This is a genomic window from Pseudomonas sp. UBA6315, from assembly GCF_002438125.1.
In the GTDB taxonomy this organism is placed as follows: Bacteria; Pseudomonadota; Gammaproteobacteria; order Pseudomonadales; family Pseudomonadaceae; genus Aquipseudomonas; species Aquipseudomonas faucium.
In genome coordinates this window covers 1-16,029 of the sequence record NZ_DJTF01000120.1, presented here as the reverse complement: position 1 = coordinate 16,029, position 16,029 = coordinate 1, and the positions used below count along the sequence as shown (strand labels likewise).

The following is a 16,029-nucleotide window of genomic DNA, read 5'->3' as shown; positions in this document are numbered from 1 at the left end:
CATCATCGGCCTCATCGTCGTGCTGATGGCGTTGACCGGCTTCGATGCCATTTTCAAGGCCACCACCCATAGCCAGGACGCCGCCAAGGTGAACGGGCACACCATCAGCCTCAATGAGCTGAGCCAAGCGGCCGACATGCAGCGCCGCCAGCTCGTGCAACAGTTGGGCAAGGATTTCGACCCGGCACTGCTGGACGAGAAGCTGCTGCGTGATGCCGCACTCAAAGGGCTGATCGAGCGCAAGCTGCTGTTGCAGGGCGCCGAAGACGCCAAGTTCGCCTTCTCCGAGGCCGAGCTGGATCAAGTGATCCTGCAAACCCCCGAGTTCCAGGTCGATGGCAAATTCAACGCCGACCGCTTCGACCAGGTCATTCGCCAGATGGGATACGGCCGCATGCAGTTCCGCGACATGCTTGCCGAGGAAATGCTGATTGGCCAGCTGCGCACCGGCATCGCCGGCAGCAGCTTCGTCACCGACCAGCAGGTCGATGCCTTTGCCCGCCTGGAAAACCAGACCCGCGACTTCGCTTCCCTGACCTTCAAGGCCGACCCGGCAGCGGTCAAGGTCAGCGACGAAGAGGTCAAGGCGCACTATGACCAGCACGCCAAGGAGTTCATGACACCCGACCAGGTGGTCATCGACTACATCGAGCTGAAGAAGTCGGCGTTCTTCGACCAGGTCAAGGTCACTGACGAAGAGCTCAAGGCCCAGTACGAGAAGGAAATCGCCAACCTCGCCGAGCAGCGCCATGCCGCGCACATTCTCATCGAGGTCAACGACAAGGTCACCGATGCCCAGGCCAAGGCCCGCATCGAAGAGGTCGAGCAACGCCTGGCCAAGGGTGAAGACTTCGCCAAGCTGGCCAAGGAGTTCTCCCAGGACCCAGGTTCCGCCAACAACGGTGGTGACCTTGGTTTCGCAGGCCCGGGTGTATATGACCCGGCGTTCGAAACGGCCCTGTACAAGCTCAACGACGGCCAGGTTTCGGCCCCGGTGCGCACCGACTTCGGCTACCACCTGATCAAGCTGCTGGGCAAGCAGGCGCCGGAAGTACCGAGCTTCGCCAGCCTGAAGGACAAGCTGACCCATGACCTGAAGATGCCGCTGGTCGAGCAACGCTATGTCGATGCCAGCAAGCAACTGCAGGACGCTGCCTACGAGGCTGCAGACCTGGCCCAGCCGGCCCAGGACCTGAACCTCAAGGTGCACACCTCGGCGCCGTTCGGCCGTGAGGGTGGTGAAGGCATCACGGCCAACCGTGGCGTGATCCAGGCGGCATTCTCCGAAGAAGTGCTGGAGGAGGCTGCCAACAGCACCGCCATCGAGCTGGATCCGGAAACCACCGTGGTACTGCGCGTCAAGGAACACCGCAAGCCTGCGCAGATGCCGCTGGAAGCCGTGGCCAAGAACATCCGCGAGCACCTGGCCAAGGAAAAGGCGACTGCCGAACTCAAGGCCAAGGCAGACAAGCTGATCGCCGGCCTGCGTGACGGCTCCATCGCCGCCACCGCTGGCCACGATGGGCAGAACTGGAAGGCCTTCGAAGCCGTTACCCGCGGCCAGGACGGTATCGACCCCGCCGAGCTGCAGGCGCTGTTCCGCCTGGCCAAGCCGCAAGCCAAGGACAAGCCCGAATACGGCAGCGTGGTCCTGGCCGATGGCAGCCTGGTTGTGCTGCAGCTCAAGGGCGTCAACGAAGGCGCGGCCGCCAGCGATGAAGAGAAGCAGCAGATTCGCCGCTACCTCGCTTCGCGCGCTGGCCAGCAGGACTTCGCGGCGTACCGCAAGCAGCTGGAAAGCACTGCGGACATCACGCGCTACTGAGTGACTGTTCGGTAAAAAAACGGGCCGCTTGATGCGGCCCGTTTTTTTTGTGTGGCTTGTACCTCCCACAGGTACCCCATTGCCCTGCAGGCCGATGAGGTATTTGTGGGAGCGGGCTTGCCCCGCGAAAGGGCCGGCACAGGCAAACGAAGCCTAGCGCTTCTCCCCCTCATAGTTGTCCAGCGTATCGCGCGCAATCTCCCGCCCCAGGGCAATCAGCTCCGGCGCCTTGTAGAACTCGAAGAACCGGCACACCCGCTTGGGCACGTTGATCAGCACGTCCGGCGGGTACCCGGCGATCTTGTACTGCGCCAACGACGTCTGCATCACCTCGAAGCTCTGGTTGATGAGGTCCAGCAGCGAAGCCGGCCCGACGTTGTCGATGATGAACGACCCCGTGGCCGATTTCGGCGCCCCCTCGCGCTCCGGCGCCGCCGCCGGTTGCTGGGCTTCAGGGTCGGCCGCATCGGCCAGCCACGGGCTTGGCGGCGCCAGGCCCTCGGCGACGATCTCCTGCTCGATGCGGATCAGCTCCTCGGCGGGCTTGCGCCGGAACGGCAGGCGCGAGCCGAGCGAGCTGAGCAGCGCATCGAAGCGCATCTTGAACGCCGCCGGCCGTTCGATCACCGGCAGCTGGTACTGCTTCTGGTTGGTGGAGTTGAGGTTCACCGCAATGATCAGGTCGCAGTGGCTGGACACCACCGGCACGATCGGCAGCGGGTTGAGGATGCCGCCGTCGACCAGCATGCGGTTGCCCTGCATCACCGGGGTGAACAGGCTGGGAATCGCCGCCGAAGCACGCATGGCCTGGTGCAGGCAGCCTTCCTGGAACCAGATTTCCTGCTGGTGCGTCAGGTCGGTGGCCACCGCCGTGTAGGGGATGCGCAGTTGCTCGATGTTGATCTCGCCGACGATCTTGCGGATCTGGCCGAACACCTTGTCGCCGCGAATCGCGCCCAGGCGAAAGCTCACGTCGACCAGGCGCAGCACATCCAGGTAGTCCAGGCTCTCGATCCAGTTGCGATACTCCTCGAGCTTGCCCGCGGCATAGATGCCGCCGATCACCGCGCCCATCGAGCAGCCGGCGACACAGGCAATGTCGTAGCCGCGCCGTTCGATTTCCTCGATCACGCCGATATGGGCGTAACCCCGAGCCCCACCTGACCCCAACACCAGTGCTACACGTTTGCTCATGATCGATCCTTAGGCTGTGCAACCATGGTCCTACAATGCACCGAGCGTTGCCTGTGCTTCAATGTAGACTCTAGGCAATGCCTGCCGGAAGCGGCACTTTTCGGGTGCCCGAGCGTCGAACAGCCACTTTACTCCAACCATTGAGGTACCCCTGATGAAAGCCTGGATTTCCCTTCCTCTGATTGCCCTGGCCCTGGCTGGCTGTGCGGGCAAGACGGCCTACCGCGATAGCTGCGCGACGCAGCTGGATGCCGCCTGGAAGGAGCTCGACCTGGCCAAGGCCGAGGGCTTTGCCGGTACCGTCAGTTATTCCAAGGCGTTGTCGCTGCTGACCGGGGCCAAGACCCAGCAGCAGTTCGAAGGTTTCGAAGGTTGCACGAACAAAGCCGAGAAGGCGCGTTTCTACATTCGTGAGTCGCGCGCCGGGCGCTGACCGAGGAGCGTCGTATGTCCGCCATGCTCGATCATGTGGTTGCCCAGGTCCTGGCCTTGCAGGTGCGCCTGCTGGCCTGTCGCGAGCGCCTGGCTGCCGATACCGACAGCGAGGCACTGCACGACCTGCGCATCGGCGTGCGGCGCCTGCGCAGCTTGCTGCGTCCGCTGCGCGGGTTGCCAGGCGTCGAGCAGCTCGAGGCGGCGGCGAAGGCACTCGGCACCCTGACCACACCCTTGCGCGATCGCGAGGTGCTTGCCGGCGAGCTGATTGCGCGCGGTTTGCTCGAGCCGGGGCAGCGGCGCCTGCAAGGGCGCGCCGCAACCTTTGCCGGCGTGGCCAAAAGCCTTCAACTGGGCCGGGTACTGGGCATCCTCGATGCTTTTCCGCTGTTTCTGCGCGCCGCCGGGCGCGAGGGCTTGGCCAAGTCGTTGGGCAAGCGCGTCGACAAGTGCCTGGTCAAGCAGTGGCGCAAGCTCGATGAAGCCTTGCAGGACCCCGCCCACGACCGTCATCGCTTGCGCTTGCTGATCAAGCGCGTGCGCTACGGCGACCAGGCCTATCCGCAACTCGACCACGCGGGGAGCAAGCTGCAGGGCTTGCTGAAGAAGGCGCAGGGCGACCTGGGCAGCTGGCATGACCGCCTGCAATGGCTGCTGCAGGCCGGCGAGCATGCCGACCTGGCGCCGTGCAAGGCTGATTGGGAGCAGGAGCTGCACGAGGCCGAGCGCAAGTCGGATGCCACGCTGCAGGCCTTGCAGGCCGCACTCAAGCGGCGCAAGCCCGGCAAATGACCGATATGCGGGCTGATCCCGCAGGCATGGCTGGCTAGTATGGGCGAACATCCATTGCCGCCTGCAGGAGCCGGCCCATGAATTTCAACCAATTGCTCGACGCCGTGCAGGCGAGCCCCGACGGGGTCTGCATTCCGGCGACCTGGGCCCAGGGCCGCGCTGCCTTCGGTGGCCTGATGGCCGCGATGGTGTTCCAGGCCATGCGCCAGAAACTCTCCGACAACCGCCCCGTGCGCTCCCTGGCGATCAGCTTCGTTGCGCCGGCGGGGCCAGACGTGCCGACCCACTTCGAAGTCGAGGTGCTGCGCGAAGGCAAGGCGGTCAGCACCTTGCTCGGCCGTGCAGTTCAGGGCGGGCAGGTGGTGACCCTGGTGCAGGGCAATTTCGGCGCGGGGCGACCTTCGGTGGTGGAGGTGCCCGCATTGCCGGCGCCGGCGATGAAACCGCTGGATCAGGCTGCGCCGGAGCTACCCTACATCAAGGGTGTGACGCCAGAGTTCATGCGCCATGTCGCCTTGCGCTGGGCCATTGGCGGGTTGCCCTTCAGCGGCAATCAGTCCAGGCAGATGGGCGGTTGGGTGCGCTTGCGCGATGTGGCCGAAGAGCAGGTCAACGAGGCTCATCTGCTGGCCTTGGTGGACGCCTGGCCGCCGAGCCTGATGCCGTTTCTCAAGCAGCCTGCCGCAGGTAGCACGCTGACCTGGACCATCGAGTTCATTCAGCCGGTCGCAGCGTTGTCGACCCTGGACTGGTGCCGCTATTGCGTGGAGACCGAGCATGCCCGGGAAGGTTACGGGCATGCTGCGGCGACGTTGTGGACTGCGCAAGGGGAGTTGCTGGCATTGAGCCGGCAGACGGTTACCGTGTTTGCCTGATGTGCGAGGTGGCATCATCGCCGGCAAGCCGGCTCCCACAGGTACAGCACAAGCTCAGGCCTGAAGGTAGCTCTGTGGGAGCCGGCTTGCCGGCGATCGGTTTCAATGCCGATGCTTGTGCCGTTCGCGCCAGGCTTTCAACCAGGCGCCGCTGAGCACGAAGCGCGGAAAGGTGATGAACTGCTCGGTCAGCAGCCGCTGCATGGCATCCTTGCGGTCGGCAAACGGCTCCGGCTGCTGCGCCTCCAGGCGGTGGCCCTGACGCTGCATGCCCAGGCCGGCGAGCAAGGCGATGACGCCGACGGCGATCTGCCCCAGGTCCAGGGCGAACAGGCCGGACAACACCAGCAAGGCGCCGAGAATGAACAGCGGCACCGCAATCAGGTGCAGCACCAGGTTGGTCGGGTGGCGGTGATTGTGGTGATAGCCGCGCCATTGCCAGGCGGGCAAATTGGGCAGTCGTTTGTTCATGGGCATTTCCTCGCGGTCATGCCCAAAGCTTAGTGCTGCGCTGGACAGCCAGCCAATCGAGGCTGGCTATGGTGGTTATAGCTTCAGTTGGCCAATGGCCTTGCTCAGCTCACCCGCCAAGGCGGCCAGCTCGTTGCTGGTGGTGGCCGAGCCGACGGTCTGCTGCACGGTCTGTTCGGTGACGTCGCGAATGCTCACCACCGCGCGGTTCATTTCTTCGGCCACCTGGCTCTGCTGCTCGGCGGCCACGGCAATCTGCGTGTTGCTCTCACGCATCTGCGCCACGGCACCGGTGATCTCGGCCAGCGCCGCGCCGGCCTCCTGGGCTTGGCGCACGCAGTCGTCGGCCTTGTACGAGCTTTCCTGCATGAACTCCACTGCATCGCGGGTGCCGGCCTGCAGGTCGGCGACCATGTGGGTGATTTCGTCGGTGGAGGTTTGCACGCGCTTGGCCAGGTTGCGCACCTCATCGGCCACCACGGCAAAGCCACGGCCCAGGTCGCCGGCGCGGGCCGCTTCGATGGCGGCATTCAGGGCCAGCAGGTTGGTCTGCTCGGCGATGCTGTGGATCACCCCGACCACGCCGTTGATCTTCTGGCTGTCTTCGGCCAGCTGGCGAATCATCTCGGCAGTCTGCTGCACGCCGCTGGACAGCCCGGCAATCGAGTCCTGCACCCGGTCGACCACGTCCTTGCCGCTGCCGGCCAGGTCATCGGCGGTCTGCGACAGGTCGCGGGTGGCGCCGGCATGCTGGGCGATATGGTGCACAGTGGCCGACATCTCGTTGATAGCGGTGGCGGCCTGGTCGGTTTCGCACTGCTGGCCAAGCATGCCGTGGCGCACGTCGTTCATGCTCGCGGCCAGGCGCGCAGCGCCGGCATCCAGTTGCCCGGCGGTGCGCGCCACGGTGCCCACCACCCGGTGGTAGGTCTGCTGCATGGCATTGAAGGCACCGGCCATCTGGCCAACTTCGTCGCCGCTGGCCAGTGGCACGCGGGCAGACAGGTCGCCGGTCTTTTCCACGTGCAGCATCACATCCTTGAGCGTGTTGAGCTGGCTCAGCAGGAAGCGGATCAGCAACTGCGAGGCGCAGAGCATGGCCAGCATGAGGATCAGCACGCACACGGCATAGTTGCTGAAGCGGTCGAAGAACACCTGGCGCAGGCTCGGCGACTGGGCCAGCACGGCCACCTGCTGTTCGCCGTGGCGCAGTACCTGGGCGCCGCGCAGCGGGTTGTCGCCAAGGATCCAGGCGGCGGGCAATGCCACCCAGCCCTGGGCGTTGCGCAACGCTTCCAGCGGTTCGCCGGCAACGCTTGGGGCCTGCTCGGCTGGCCAGGCGATCACGTTGGCCTGTTGGGGCAAGGGTTGCCCGGCGGGCCAGGCCGACAGCAGCTCGGCCTGGGCCTGCGCCTGAGCCTGCGCCGCGTCGGCGCGGGCGCGCTGCTCCAGGTGCACGGCATACAGCACCAGCAGCAAGGTGGTGACAAAGGCCACTGCGTTGACGGCCCAGAATTTGTACTTCAGGGAAATATTGCTAAGCCAGGCACCCATGGGTAGGTCTTCTCTGAGTTGAGCGGAAACAATATTGGCAAGGTGCCATCATTGTGCCCGCTCTCGCCAGGCAAGCGTTGATGTGCATCAACAAATGCTTTTGCCGGGGTGCGATCATGCCCGCGCTCAAGCGAGCTGGAAGAATGCCTGGGCTGTGGCCGTGGTATGCGCGGCTGTGGCTTCAATGCTTTCGCCCCGGTGCAGCGCCACTTCGCGCAGCACCTCGGGCAGGAACGCCGGCTCGTTGCGCCCGTTCTTCGGTTTCGGCCGCAGGCTACGGGGCAGCAGGTAGGGCGCATCGCTCTCCAGCATCAGGCGCCCTTGTGGGATGTTGCCCACCAGCGGGTGCAGGTGCGTGCCGCGGCGTTCATCGCAGATCCAGCCGGTGATGCCGATGTGCAGGTCCATGTCCAGGTAGGCGAACAGCGCTTGGCGCTCGCCGGTAAAGCAATGCACCACGGCTGCCGGCAAATGGTCACGATAGTCCTTCAAGATGGCCAGCAGCCGTTCGCTGGCGTCGCGCTCGTGCAGAAACACCGGCAGGCGCAGCTCGGCCGCCAGCGCCAGTTGGGCCTGCAGGGCCTTTTCCTGGAGGGGGCGAGGGGAGAAGTCGCGGTTGAAGTCCAGCCCGCATTCGCCCACGGCGCGCACCCGTGCCTCAGCGAGCAGTTGGCGCAGTTGCCGCTCGCTGTCGGCATCCCAGGATTTGGCATCGTGGGGGTGTACGCCGGCAGTTGCGAACAGGTGCTGGCCGTCGCCATCGAGCTGCTGGCACAGCTCCAGCGCCTGTTCACTGACCGCAAGGCTCGTGCCGGTGAGGATCATCTGCACCACGCCGGCCTCGATGGCGCGCTCGACGATGGCCGCCTGCTGGTCGTGGAAACTGCTGTTGGTCAGGTTGACGCCGATATCGATCAGTTGCATGGTGCTACCTCGTGCCGCGGGGCGGCCAGCATAGCAAAAAGCGCGATATTCGGAAAAAACCAAGAACTTCAGGCTGTTGCCGTGGTCTTTTACCGTCATTTATCACGAACGCAACCTATGGATAACGCCCACCGACCTCGGACACGTTCCCCCATGCTGCGAACCTTGCTGACCCTGCTGCTGATGCTGGGGCTGACCGCTGTCGGCCCGGCCTACGCACGCCTGCCTGGGCCCCAGCAGCATGTGCCGGCGAGCAAGGTGCGCGACCTGGAGCAGATTCGCAGCAGCAAGGTGCTGCGCGTGCTGGTCAACCAGAGCCGCAACAGCTCCGGCGAGGTCAAGGGCGAACCGGTGGGCATCGAATACTACCGCCTGCGCGGGCTCGAGCATTACCTCAACGCCCGTGCCAGCGATGGCCAGCAGATCCGCCTGGAAATCATCCCGCGGGCCAAGGAGCAACTACTGAGTGCGTTGCAGCGTGGCGAAGGCGACCTGGCCGCGCCGGGTGAGCTGCTCGACCCGGCCGGGGTAGGGGCGGTGGAGGGCAGCGCGCCGGTGCTGGACCAGGTGCCGCTGTGGCTGGTCGGGCGCAAGGGTGAGCGCAGTTTCACCCGCGTCGAGCAGTTGTCCGGGCGCACCGTGGCGCTGACCAGCGCCAGTGCTGCCGGCGCGCTGATCCAGCAGCTCAACCAGCAGCTGGCATTGCGCAAGCGGCCGCCGATCAAGGTCGAATGGGTCGATTCGACCCTGGCGGTGGAGGATGTGCTGGAGATGGTCCAGGCCGGTATCTACAACTTGACCATCGTCGAGCGCCCGATCGCCCAGCGTTGGGCCCGGGTCATGCCGCGCCTGCGCCTGGACAGCCGGCTGCAGCTTGGCCCGCCGCAAGCCATGCGCTGGTACGTGCGGCGTGACGCGACGCTGTTGCTGGCGACGGTCGACCGCTACCTGAAGGGCTACCGGGCCCCCGAGAACCAGGATGCGGCGTTCGAGCGCATCTACCGGCGCCAGTACCGCGTGCACAACCCCCTGGCCAGCAAGGACCGCCAGCGCCTGGCCGCGTTGCGCCCGGTGTTGCAAAAACATGGTCAGGCGCAGCAGATCGATTGGCTGAACCTTGCCGCACTGGCCTTCAAGGAGTCCACTCTCGATACCCAGGCCCGCGGCAGCGGCGGGGCGCATGGCCTGATGCAGATCACGCCGTCGGCGGCGCAGCGGGTCGGGGTCAGCAATACCGGCACGGTCGATGGCAATGTCCAGGCCAGCGCGCGCTATTTGGCGCTGATCCGGCGCAAGTTCTTCGCCAGCCCGAAGATCAACGAGCGCGAGCGCATGGCCTTTGTGCTGGCGGCCTACAACCTGGGGCCGGAGCGGGTCCAGGCCATGCGCGTGGAGGCGCGCAAGCGGGGCCTCAATGGCAATCAGTGGTTCTTCCAGACCGAGCGGGTGGCCATGGAGCAGGTAGGCATGGGGCCGGTCAATTTCGTCAACAGCGTGAACAAGTACTTCCTGGCGTTCAACCGCGAACGGGCGCTGCTCGAACGTGTGGCCAAGCGCTGATCTCGCCCCATCGGCACCCGGCTAGGCAGGCTGCGATCAAGGTCTACTTGCAGCTTGCCGCTCGAGGCTCTAGGATACCGCCTGCGCCGATTTAAACAGCTACTTGCGGGGCGCAGGACCGCCCCGGCACCGGGTCATCCGAAATACCGCTAAAGCGCTGGTTCGGTGACGCCTCCCACCGCTGCCCAGCGGGATTCGCGAGGCGGAGAAAAACTCCATGAGTTGCCCACGTACCAGTGTCTGTCTGAGCCCATTGCCTGCCCCCCAGGCATCCCGCACACCGCGCATTCTGCTCGGCGGCCAACATCAGCCCACCCTTTTGCGGCACCTTGAAGGCCTTTCCCGGCGCAAGGGCCAGGCCCGTGCATTCCTGATCCAGTTCGCCGAAACCGCCTGCCACCTGGAGCAGTTCGGCAACGACCGTTTCGACCTGGCCGTGATCCAGGCGCCCACCGCGCAGGACGCCGCCGAAGTGATCGGCCACCTCACCCGCATCGCTCGCCAGGGCCTGATTACCCGACGCTGAGGAGCGCGCTGTTGAGTACCAACATCATCACCACGGAAGGTCACGAGGCCCTGAAGAAGGAGCTGGACCATCTGTGGCGGGTGTATCGCCCGGAAATTACCCAGAAGGTTGCCTGGGCGGCCTCGTTGGGTGATCGCAGCGAGAATGCCGACTACCAGTACAACAAGAAGCTGTTGCGCGAAATCGACCGGCGCGTGCGTTACCTGCGCAAGCGCCTGGAGGACGTCAAGGTGGTGGCCTACTCGCCGCAGCAGGAGGGCAGGGTGTTCTTCGGTGCCTGGGTCGAGATCGAGAATGACGAGGGCGAAACCAAGAAGTTTCGCATCGTCGGTTATGACGAAATCTACGGGCGCAACGACTACATCTCGATCGATTCGCCCATGGCCCGCGCCCTGCTCAAGAAAGAGGAGGGCGACGAGGTGCTGGTGCATACGCCGACCGGCGAAGCGACCTGGTACGTGAACAGCATCAGCTACGGGCAATGAAGTGATGCTGCTCGCCCGGGCCTCATCCTTCTCGTAGCACCGTCAACGGGCTGGCATTCAATGCTCGCCGCGTCCCCAGCACCCCAGCCCCACCCACCAGCAGCGCCCCGACCAGCGGCAGCACCAGCAGCCAAGGATGCGGGCTCCACTGCAGGTCGAATGCATAGCGGTACAGCACCAGGGTAATCAGCTCGCAGCCAACCGCCGCCAGCGCACCGCTGGCCGCCCCCAGCAGCCCGAACTCGATACGCCGGGCCTTCACCAGCAACGGCCGCGCCGCGCCGAGGGCGCGCAGCAAGGCGCCCTGGCGGATTCGCTCGTCCAGCGTCGCCTGCAGCCCGGCGAACAGCACGGCCAGCCCCGCTGCCAGCACGAACAGCAGCACGTATTCGACCGCCAGAGTGACTTGGGCGAGGATGCTGCGCAGCTGGTCCAACAGCGCATCGACCTGCAGGATGGTGACCGCCGGGAAGGCCCGCGACAGGGCCACCACGTCCAGGTCATGCCCCGGTGCCAGGTAGAAGCTGGTGAGGTAGGTGGTCGGCAGGCCCTGTAGCGTGCCGGGCTGGAAGATCATGTAGAAGTTGGGCTGGAAACTGTCCCAATGCACGCTGCGCAGGCTGCTGACCCGCGCCTGGCGTTGTTCGCCGCCGATGTCGAACGTCAGCAGGTCACCCAGTTCGAGCTTCAGGCTGGTGGCCAGCTCGGCTTCCACCGATACGCCTGGGATGTCATCACCCGAGGGCAGCGCTTGCCACCATTGGCCCGACGTCAGGGCATTGCCGGCGGGCAGGTCGGCCGCCCAGGTGAGGCTCAAGTCGCGTTGCACGGCGCGTTCGCCGGCCGAGTCCTTGCTGACCAGTTGCTGTACCGGCTGGTCGTTGATCTGGGTAAGCCTGCCAGGCGTCACCGGGTACAGCGGCGCCGAGGCCGCATTCACTTCATGCAGGCGCTGGGCAAAGGCCTGGCGGTCGTCGGGCAGGATGTTCAGGGCGAAATGGTTGGGAGCGTCCTTGGGCAACTGCGCCTGCCAGGTGTCGAGCAGCTCGGCGCGCAACAGCGCCACCAGCGCCATGGCCAGCAGAATCAGGCCGAAGGCCAGGGCCTGGCCGGCCGCCGCCATGGGGTGGCGCAGCAGTTGGCCGAGGCCCAGGCGCCAGGTCAGCGGCGCGCCTGCCAGCAGCCGACGCAGGCTACGCAGGCCGAGCAGGAGCAGGCCGCCCAGCAACAGGGCGGCGAGCAGGCCGCCGCCGAGCAGGGCGAAGGTCAGCAGCAGGTCGAGGCTCAGGCGCCACATGATCAGCCCGAGCGCGAACAACGCGGCGCCATAGACCAGCCAACTGCTTGGCGGCACCGGCAGCAAGTCGCGGCGCAGCACCCGCAGCGGCGGCACCTGGCCCAACGCGGCGATCGGCGGCAGGGCGAAGCCGGCGAGGGCGACCAGGCCGGTGGCGATGCCGGCCAACGCCGGGACGATGCCGGCGGGCGGCACTTCATTGGGCAGCAGGCCCTGGAGCAGGCGGAACAGGCCCAGTTGCGCCAGCCAGCCGAGCACGGCGCCCGCCAGTGCGGCGGCCAGGCCGAGCATGGCCAGTTGCAGGCAATACAGCCCCAGTGCCTGATGGCGCGAGAGGCCCAGGCAGCGCAGCAATGCACTGGCATCCAGGCGCCGCGCGGCGTAGCGGCTGGCCGACAAGGCCACGGCAACACCGGCCAGCAGCACCGCCACCAGGCTGGCCATGTTCAGGTAGCGCTCGGCCTTGCCCAGTGCCCCGCCGATCTGGCGGTTGCCGTCACGGGTGTCGAGCAGGCGCTGGCTGGCGGCAAGGTTCTTGGTCAGTGCCTGGCGGTATTGCGCCAGGGCCTCGCTGTCGCCGCGCCACAGGTCGCGGTAGCTGACCCGGCTGCCGGGCTGGATGACCCCGGTCGCCTGCAGGTCGGCAAGGTTCATCATCACCCGTGGGGTCAGGCTGTAGAAGTTGTTGGCGCGGTCCGGCTCGTAGGTCAGCACGCGGCTCATGCGCAGGGTCTTCATGCCGACATCGATGCTGTCGCCCACTTTCAGCCCCAGGGCCGCCAGCAGGCGTGGCTCGACCCAGGCCTCGCCTGGCGCCGGGCCGCCGCCGGGGGTTTCCTCGGCATAGGGCGCGGCGGCGCTGCGAACCTGCCCGCGCAACGGGTAGGCGCCATCGGCGGCCTTGATGCTCGACAGCTGTATGCCGGCATCGCCACCCACCACGCTGGTGAACTCCACCACCTGGGCATGGCGCAGCCCCAGCGCGGTGCCGGCTTCGATCTGTTCGGCGCGGGCCGGTGCGCTGCCTTGCAGCACCAGGTCAGCGCCCAGAAACTCACTGGCGCGCAGTTGCATGGCGCCATTGAGGCGGGCGCCGAAATAGCCGATGGCGGTGCTGGCGGCAACGGCCACCAGCAGGGCGAAGAACAATACCCGTACTTCGCTGGCACGGATGTCGCGCAGCAACTGGCGCAGGGCCAGGCAACAAAGGCGGGGCAGCGGCATGTGTTTCATCAGGCCTCCACCGGCGCCACCAGGCGGCCCGCATCCAGGCGGATCTGGCGCCGGCAGCGGCGGGCCAGGCGTTCGTCGTGGGTCACCAGCACCAGGGTGGTGCCGTGCTCCTTGTTCAGCTCGAACAGCAGGTCGCTGATGCGCTCGCCGGTGTGGCTGTCGAGGTTGCCGGTGGGTTCGTCGGCGAACAAGACGGCAGGTTGCGCGGCGAATGCGCGGGCGATCGCCACCCGTTGCTGCTCACCGCCGGACAGCTGGCGCGGGGTGTGCGTCAGGCGTTTGCCCAGGCCCACGCGCTCGAGCAAGGTGCGGGCATGCTCGCGAGCATCGCGGCGGCCGTCCAGCTCCAGGGGCAGCATGACGTTCTCCAGGGCATTGAGGCTGTCGAGCAGCTGGAACGACTGGAACACGAAGCCGACATGCTCGGCGCGCACCCGGGCGCGCTGGTCCTCGTCCAGCGGGCCGAGGTCGTGGCCGGCGAGGATCACCTTGCCGGCGCTGGGGCGGTCGAGGCCTGCGAGCAGCCCCAGCAGGGTCGACTTGCCCGAGCCCGAGGCGCCGACGATGGCCAGGCTGTCGCCCTGGGCCAGGTCGAGGGAGAGGGCGTGAAGGATGGTCAGGTCGCCTTCCGCGCTGGGGACCACTTTGCTAAGGTGCTGCGCAACGAGAATGCTGGGGCCCATGGAGAATCCAATGCGAGTGTGGTGGTTGAGTGCCGGTCTGGCCCTGTGTTGCCTGGCCCAGAACGCGGTGGCGGGAACACTGCTGGTAGTCGGCGATAGTATCAGCGCCGGTTTTGGCCTGGATACCCGTCAGGGTTGGGTCTCTCTGTTGCAGACCCGGCTCAAGGACGAAGGTTTCGACGACCAGGTGGTCAACGCCTCGATCAGTGGCGACACCAGTGCCGGTGGCCAGGCGCGCCTGCCAGCGCTGCTTGCAGCGCACAAGCCGAGCCTGGTGGTGCTGGAGCTGGGCGGCAACGATGGCCTGCGCGGGCAGCCGCCAGAGCAATTGCAACAAAATCTTGCCTCGATGATCGAGCGTTCCCGCGCGGCGGGGGCCAAGGTGCTGCTGTTGGGCATGCGCCTGCCACCCAACTACGGGGTGCGCTACACCACGGCGTTTGCCAACGTGTATGAACAGCTGGCAACGGAAAAGAAGGTGCCGCTGGTGCCGTTTTTCCTCGAGGGCGTGGGCGGTGTGCCGGAGCTGATGCAGGCCGATGGCATCCACCCGGCGCAAGGGGCCCAGCAGCGCTTGCTGGAAAATGCCTGGCCGGCGATAAAACCCTTGCTGTGACGCTTTAAACGGGGCCGGCTTTCGGCTAATGTTGCGCCCCCCGTTTCGAGAGCCCCCGATGCCGCGCCCTGCCTGGTCCCTGTTTGCCTACCAACTGATCGAGCCCGATGAACAGCTCGACCTGTTCGCTTGCCAGGAAATCCGCGTCCACCTGGTGGCCCGCCAGCTCGAACTGGGCGTGCCGGTCGATCGCACCCTGTGTGGCGGCCTGCTGCCGGCTCAGCCACGCTGGTCGGGCGTGCCGCGTTCGATCTACCGCGACGGCCGCCTGTGCGACCTGTGCCGTGCGATTCTCGACGCCCAGCGGCGCGGCATGCGCCCCATCTGGCCGGAACTCTGATCGCCTTTCATCATCTGAAACGCTTGTAAGCCGCCGATGCCTCCCGCTTGCATCGGGGCGGGTGTACAATCGTTGGTCTTGACCCACCTTTCGAAGGATTTACCGGATGTTGCCGCGCTTTCCCGCCGTCACCCGTTGCCTGACCCTGGCCGCCCTGCTGGTAGCAGGCCCCGCCGTTGCGTTGGAGCTGCCCCTGCCGCCACCCGGTGAAGACATCGTTGGCCAGGTACAGGTGATCAAGGCCAAGTACGAGGACACCTTCGCCGACATCGGCACCGCCAACGACCTCGGCTACCTGGAAATGATCGCGGCCAACCCGGGCGTCGACCCGTGGCTACCGGGCGCGGGCACCGAGATCATCCTGCCGACCCGCTACATCCTGCCGCCGGGCCCGCGTGAAGGCGTGGTCATCAACCTGGCCGAATACCGCCTGTACTACTACCCGAAAGGGCAGAACGTGGTCTACACCTTCCCGCTGGGTATCGGCCGCGAGGGCTGGGGTTCGCCGGTGGCGAGCACCAAGATCACCGCCAAGACCCCGAACCCGACCTGGACGCCGCCGGCGTCGATCCGTGCCGAGCATGCGGCGGACGGCGACATCCTGCCCACCGTGGTACCGGCTGGCCCGGACAACCCGCTGGGCCCGTTCAAGTTCACCCTGGGTGTGCCGGGTTACCTGATCCATGGTTCGAACAAGAAGTTCGGCATCGGCATGCGTACCAGCCACGGCTGCTTCCGCATGCTCAACAACAACGTGCTCGAACTGTCGAAGATGGTGCCGGTCGGCACCCAGGTGCGCATCATCAACGAGCCGTACAAGTTCGGCATCAGTGGTGGCAAGGTTTACCTCGAGGCGCACACGCCGCTCGACGATCATGGCAACCCGTCGGTGGTCGACAAGCACACGGCGGTGATCAACGCGCTGCTCAAGCGTGAAGACCTGGCCAACAACCTGCGCATGAACTGGGACATGGTGCGTGATGTGGTTGCCGCGGAAGATGGCATGCCGGTTGAGATTGCCGTGCCGGTCAGCAACCAGGGTACTGCGCCGATGGTTTCGAGCATCCCGCCAGAACTGCAGTAACGTCACAAACAAAGGCCTGCCCCGGACACGCGTGCGGGGCAGGCCTTTTGCTATCTGTTAGATGCCTTTGCCGAGGCAATAAAAAAGCCGACCCACAAGTGGGTCGGCTTCTCAACAATCCGTGAGGATTATTAC

16 protein-coding genes are annotated in these 16,029 nt (G+C 65.8%); 10 read left to right on the top strand and 6 right to left on the bottom strand.

Translation table 11 applies throughout. From position 1 onward, the window contains the following. The first annotated feature begins 1 nt into the window (after position 1). Positions 2 to 1,825: a SurA N-terminal domain-containing protein gene (locus B3E94_RS14495; RefSeq protein ID WP_286914039.1), complete on the top strand. Its 1,824-nt coding sequence runs from the start codon at positions 2 to 4 to the stop codon at positions 1,823 to 1,825. 153 nt (positions 1,826 to 1,978) lie between these two features. Here the strand turns inward: B3E94_RS14495 and B3E94_RS14490 are convergent, their stop codons facing one another. Further along, on the bottom strand, positions 1,979 to 3,019 hold the full coding sequence (locus tag B3E94_RS14490; protein ID WP_236237250.1) for a patatin-like phospholipase family protein: 1,041 nt from the start codon (positions 3,017 to 3,019) through the stop codon (positions 1,979 to 1,981). 154 nt (positions 3,020 to 3,173) lie between these two features. On the opposite strand from B3E94_RS14490, the gene B3E94_RS14485 reads away from it, so the two are divergent. The 3 genes from B3E94_RS14485 to B3E94_RS14475 all read left to right on the top strand — a co-directional run bounded on the left by B3E94_RS14485 (position 3,174) and on the right by B3E94_RS14475 (position 5,121). Next, positions 3,174 to 3,452 carry a hypothetical protein gene (locus tag B3E94_RS14485; protein ID WP_176512093.1) on the top strand — a complete coding sequence of 93 codons (279 nt, stop codon included), beginning with the start codon at positions 3,174 to 3,176 and terminating at the stop codon, positions 3,450 to 3,452. Positions 3,453 to 3,466: 14 nt separating this feature from the next. Next, positions 3,467 to 4,246 carry a CHAD domain-containing protein gene (locus B3E94_RS14480; RefSeq protein ID WP_286914038.1) on the top strand — a complete coding sequence of 260 codons (780 nt, stop codon included), beginning with the start codon at positions 3,467 to 3,469 and terminating at the stop codon, positions 4,244 to 4,246. A gap of 77 nt (positions 4,247 to 4,323) precedes the next feature. Then, positions 4,324 to 5,121, top strand: a complete 798-nt coding sequence (locus B3E94_RS14475; RefSeq protein WP_286914037.1) for an acyl-CoA thioesterase — start codon at positions 4,324 to 4,326, stop codon at positions 5,119 to 5,121. A gap of 102 nt (positions 5,122 to 5,223) precedes the next feature. Here the strand turns inward: B3E94_RS14475 and B3E94_RS14470 are convergent, their stop codons facing one another. The 3 genes from B3E94_RS14470 to B3E94_RS14460 all read right to left on the bottom strand — a co-directional run bounded on the left by B3E94_RS14470 (position 5,224) and on the right by B3E94_RS14460 (position 8,070). Beyond that, entirely contained in the window at positions 5,224 to 5,592 is a 369-nt protein-coding gene (locus tag B3E94_RS14470; protein WP_176512090.1) for an Mpo1-like protein, read from the bottom strand. Between the two features lie 75 nt (positions 5,593 to 5,667). Next, complete coding sequence (locus B3E94_RS14465) at positions 5,668 to 7,146, bottom strand: methyl-accepting chemotaxis protein (RefSeq protein WP_286914035.1); 1,479 nt, start codon at positions 7,144 to 7,146, stop codon at positions 5,668 to 5,670. A 126-nt stretch (positions 7,147 to 7,272) separates the two neighbouring features. Then, the gene (locus B3E94_RS14460) at positions 7,273 to 8,070 is read right to left on the bottom strand and encodes a TatD family hydrolase (RefSeq protein WP_286914033.1); all 798 of its coding nucleotides are present in this window, start codon (positions 8,068 to 8,070) and stop codon (positions 7,273 to 7,275) included. A 153-nt stretch (positions 8,071 to 8,223) separates the two neighbouring features. Here B3E94_RS14460 and B3E94_RS14455 point away from each other — a divergent pair, with 153 nt between their 5' ends. The 3 genes from B3E94_RS14455 to greB all read left to right on the top strand — a co-directional run bounded on the left by B3E94_RS14455 (position 8,224) and on the right by greB (position 10,641). Continuing rightward, positions 8,224 to 9,630, top strand: a complete 1,407-nt coding sequence (locus tag B3E94_RS14455; protein WP_286914032.1) for a transglycosylase SLT domain-containing protein — start codon at positions 8,224 to 8,226, stop codon at positions 9,628 to 9,630. Between the two features lie 217 nt (positions 9,631 to 9,847). Beyond that, positions 9,848 to 10,156 carry a hypothetical protein gene (locus tag B3E94_RS14450; RefSeq protein WP_236193779.1) on the top strand — a complete coding sequence of 103 codons (309 nt, stop codon included), beginning with the start codon at positions 9,848 to 9,850 and terminating at the stop codon, positions 10,154 to 10,156. Positions 10,157 to 10,167: 11 nt separating this feature from the next. After that, positions 10,168 to 10,641, top strand: a complete 474-nt coding sequence (gene greB, locus B3E94_RS14445; RefSeq protein WP_176518410.1) for a transcription elongation factor GreB — start codon at positions 10,168 to 10,170, stop codon at positions 10,639 to 10,641. A gap of 22 nt (positions 10,642 to 10,663) precedes the next feature. Here greB and B3E94_RS14440 read toward each other — a convergent pair whose 3' ends face one another. Together B3E94_RS14440 and B3E94_RS14435 are read right to left on the bottom strand one after the other, a co-directional pair. Continuing rightward, positions 10,664 to 13,171: an ABC transporter permease gene (locus tag B3E94_RS14440; protein WP_286914030.1), complete on the bottom strand. Its 2,508-nt coding sequence runs from the start codon at positions 13,169 to 13,171 to the stop codon at positions 10,664 to 10,666. Further along, positions 13,171 to 13,854, bottom strand: a complete 684-nt coding sequence (locus B3E94_RS14435) for an ABC transporter ATP-binding protein (protein WP_176517679.1) — start codon at positions 13,852 to 13,854, stop codon at positions 13,171 to 13,173. Before B3E94_RS14435 ends, B3E94_RS14440 begins: the two co-directional genes overlap by 1 nt. Positions 13,855 to 13,864: 10 nt before the next feature. Here B3E94_RS14435 and B3E94_RS14430 point away from each other — a divergent pair, with 10 nt between their 5' ends. From B3E94_RS14430 to B3E94_RS14420, 3 genes are all read left to right on the top strand, one after another. Continuing rightward, positions 13,865 to 14,470 (top strand): arylesterase, encoded by a 606-nt coding sequence (locus B3E94_RS14430; RefSeq protein WP_286914029.1) that lies wholly within the window; start codon positions 13,865 to 13,867, stop codon positions 14,468 to 14,470. Positions 14,471 to 14,528: 58 nt separating this feature from the next. Next, positions 14,529 to 14,810: a hypothetical protein gene (locus tag B3E94_RS14425; protein ID WP_176517677.1), complete on the top strand. Its 282-nt coding sequence runs from the start codon at positions 14,529 to 14,531 to the stop codon at positions 14,808 to 14,810. A 106-nt stretch (positions 14,811 to 14,916) separates the two neighbouring features. After that, positions 14,917 to 15,894 carry a L,D-transpeptidase family protein gene (locus B3E94_RS14420; RefSeq protein WP_176517676.1) on the top strand — a complete coding sequence of 326 codons (978 nt, stop codon included), beginning with the start codon at positions 14,917 to 14,919 and terminating at the stop codon, positions 15,892 to 15,894. Positions 15,895 to 16,029 lie beyond the last annotated feature (135 nt).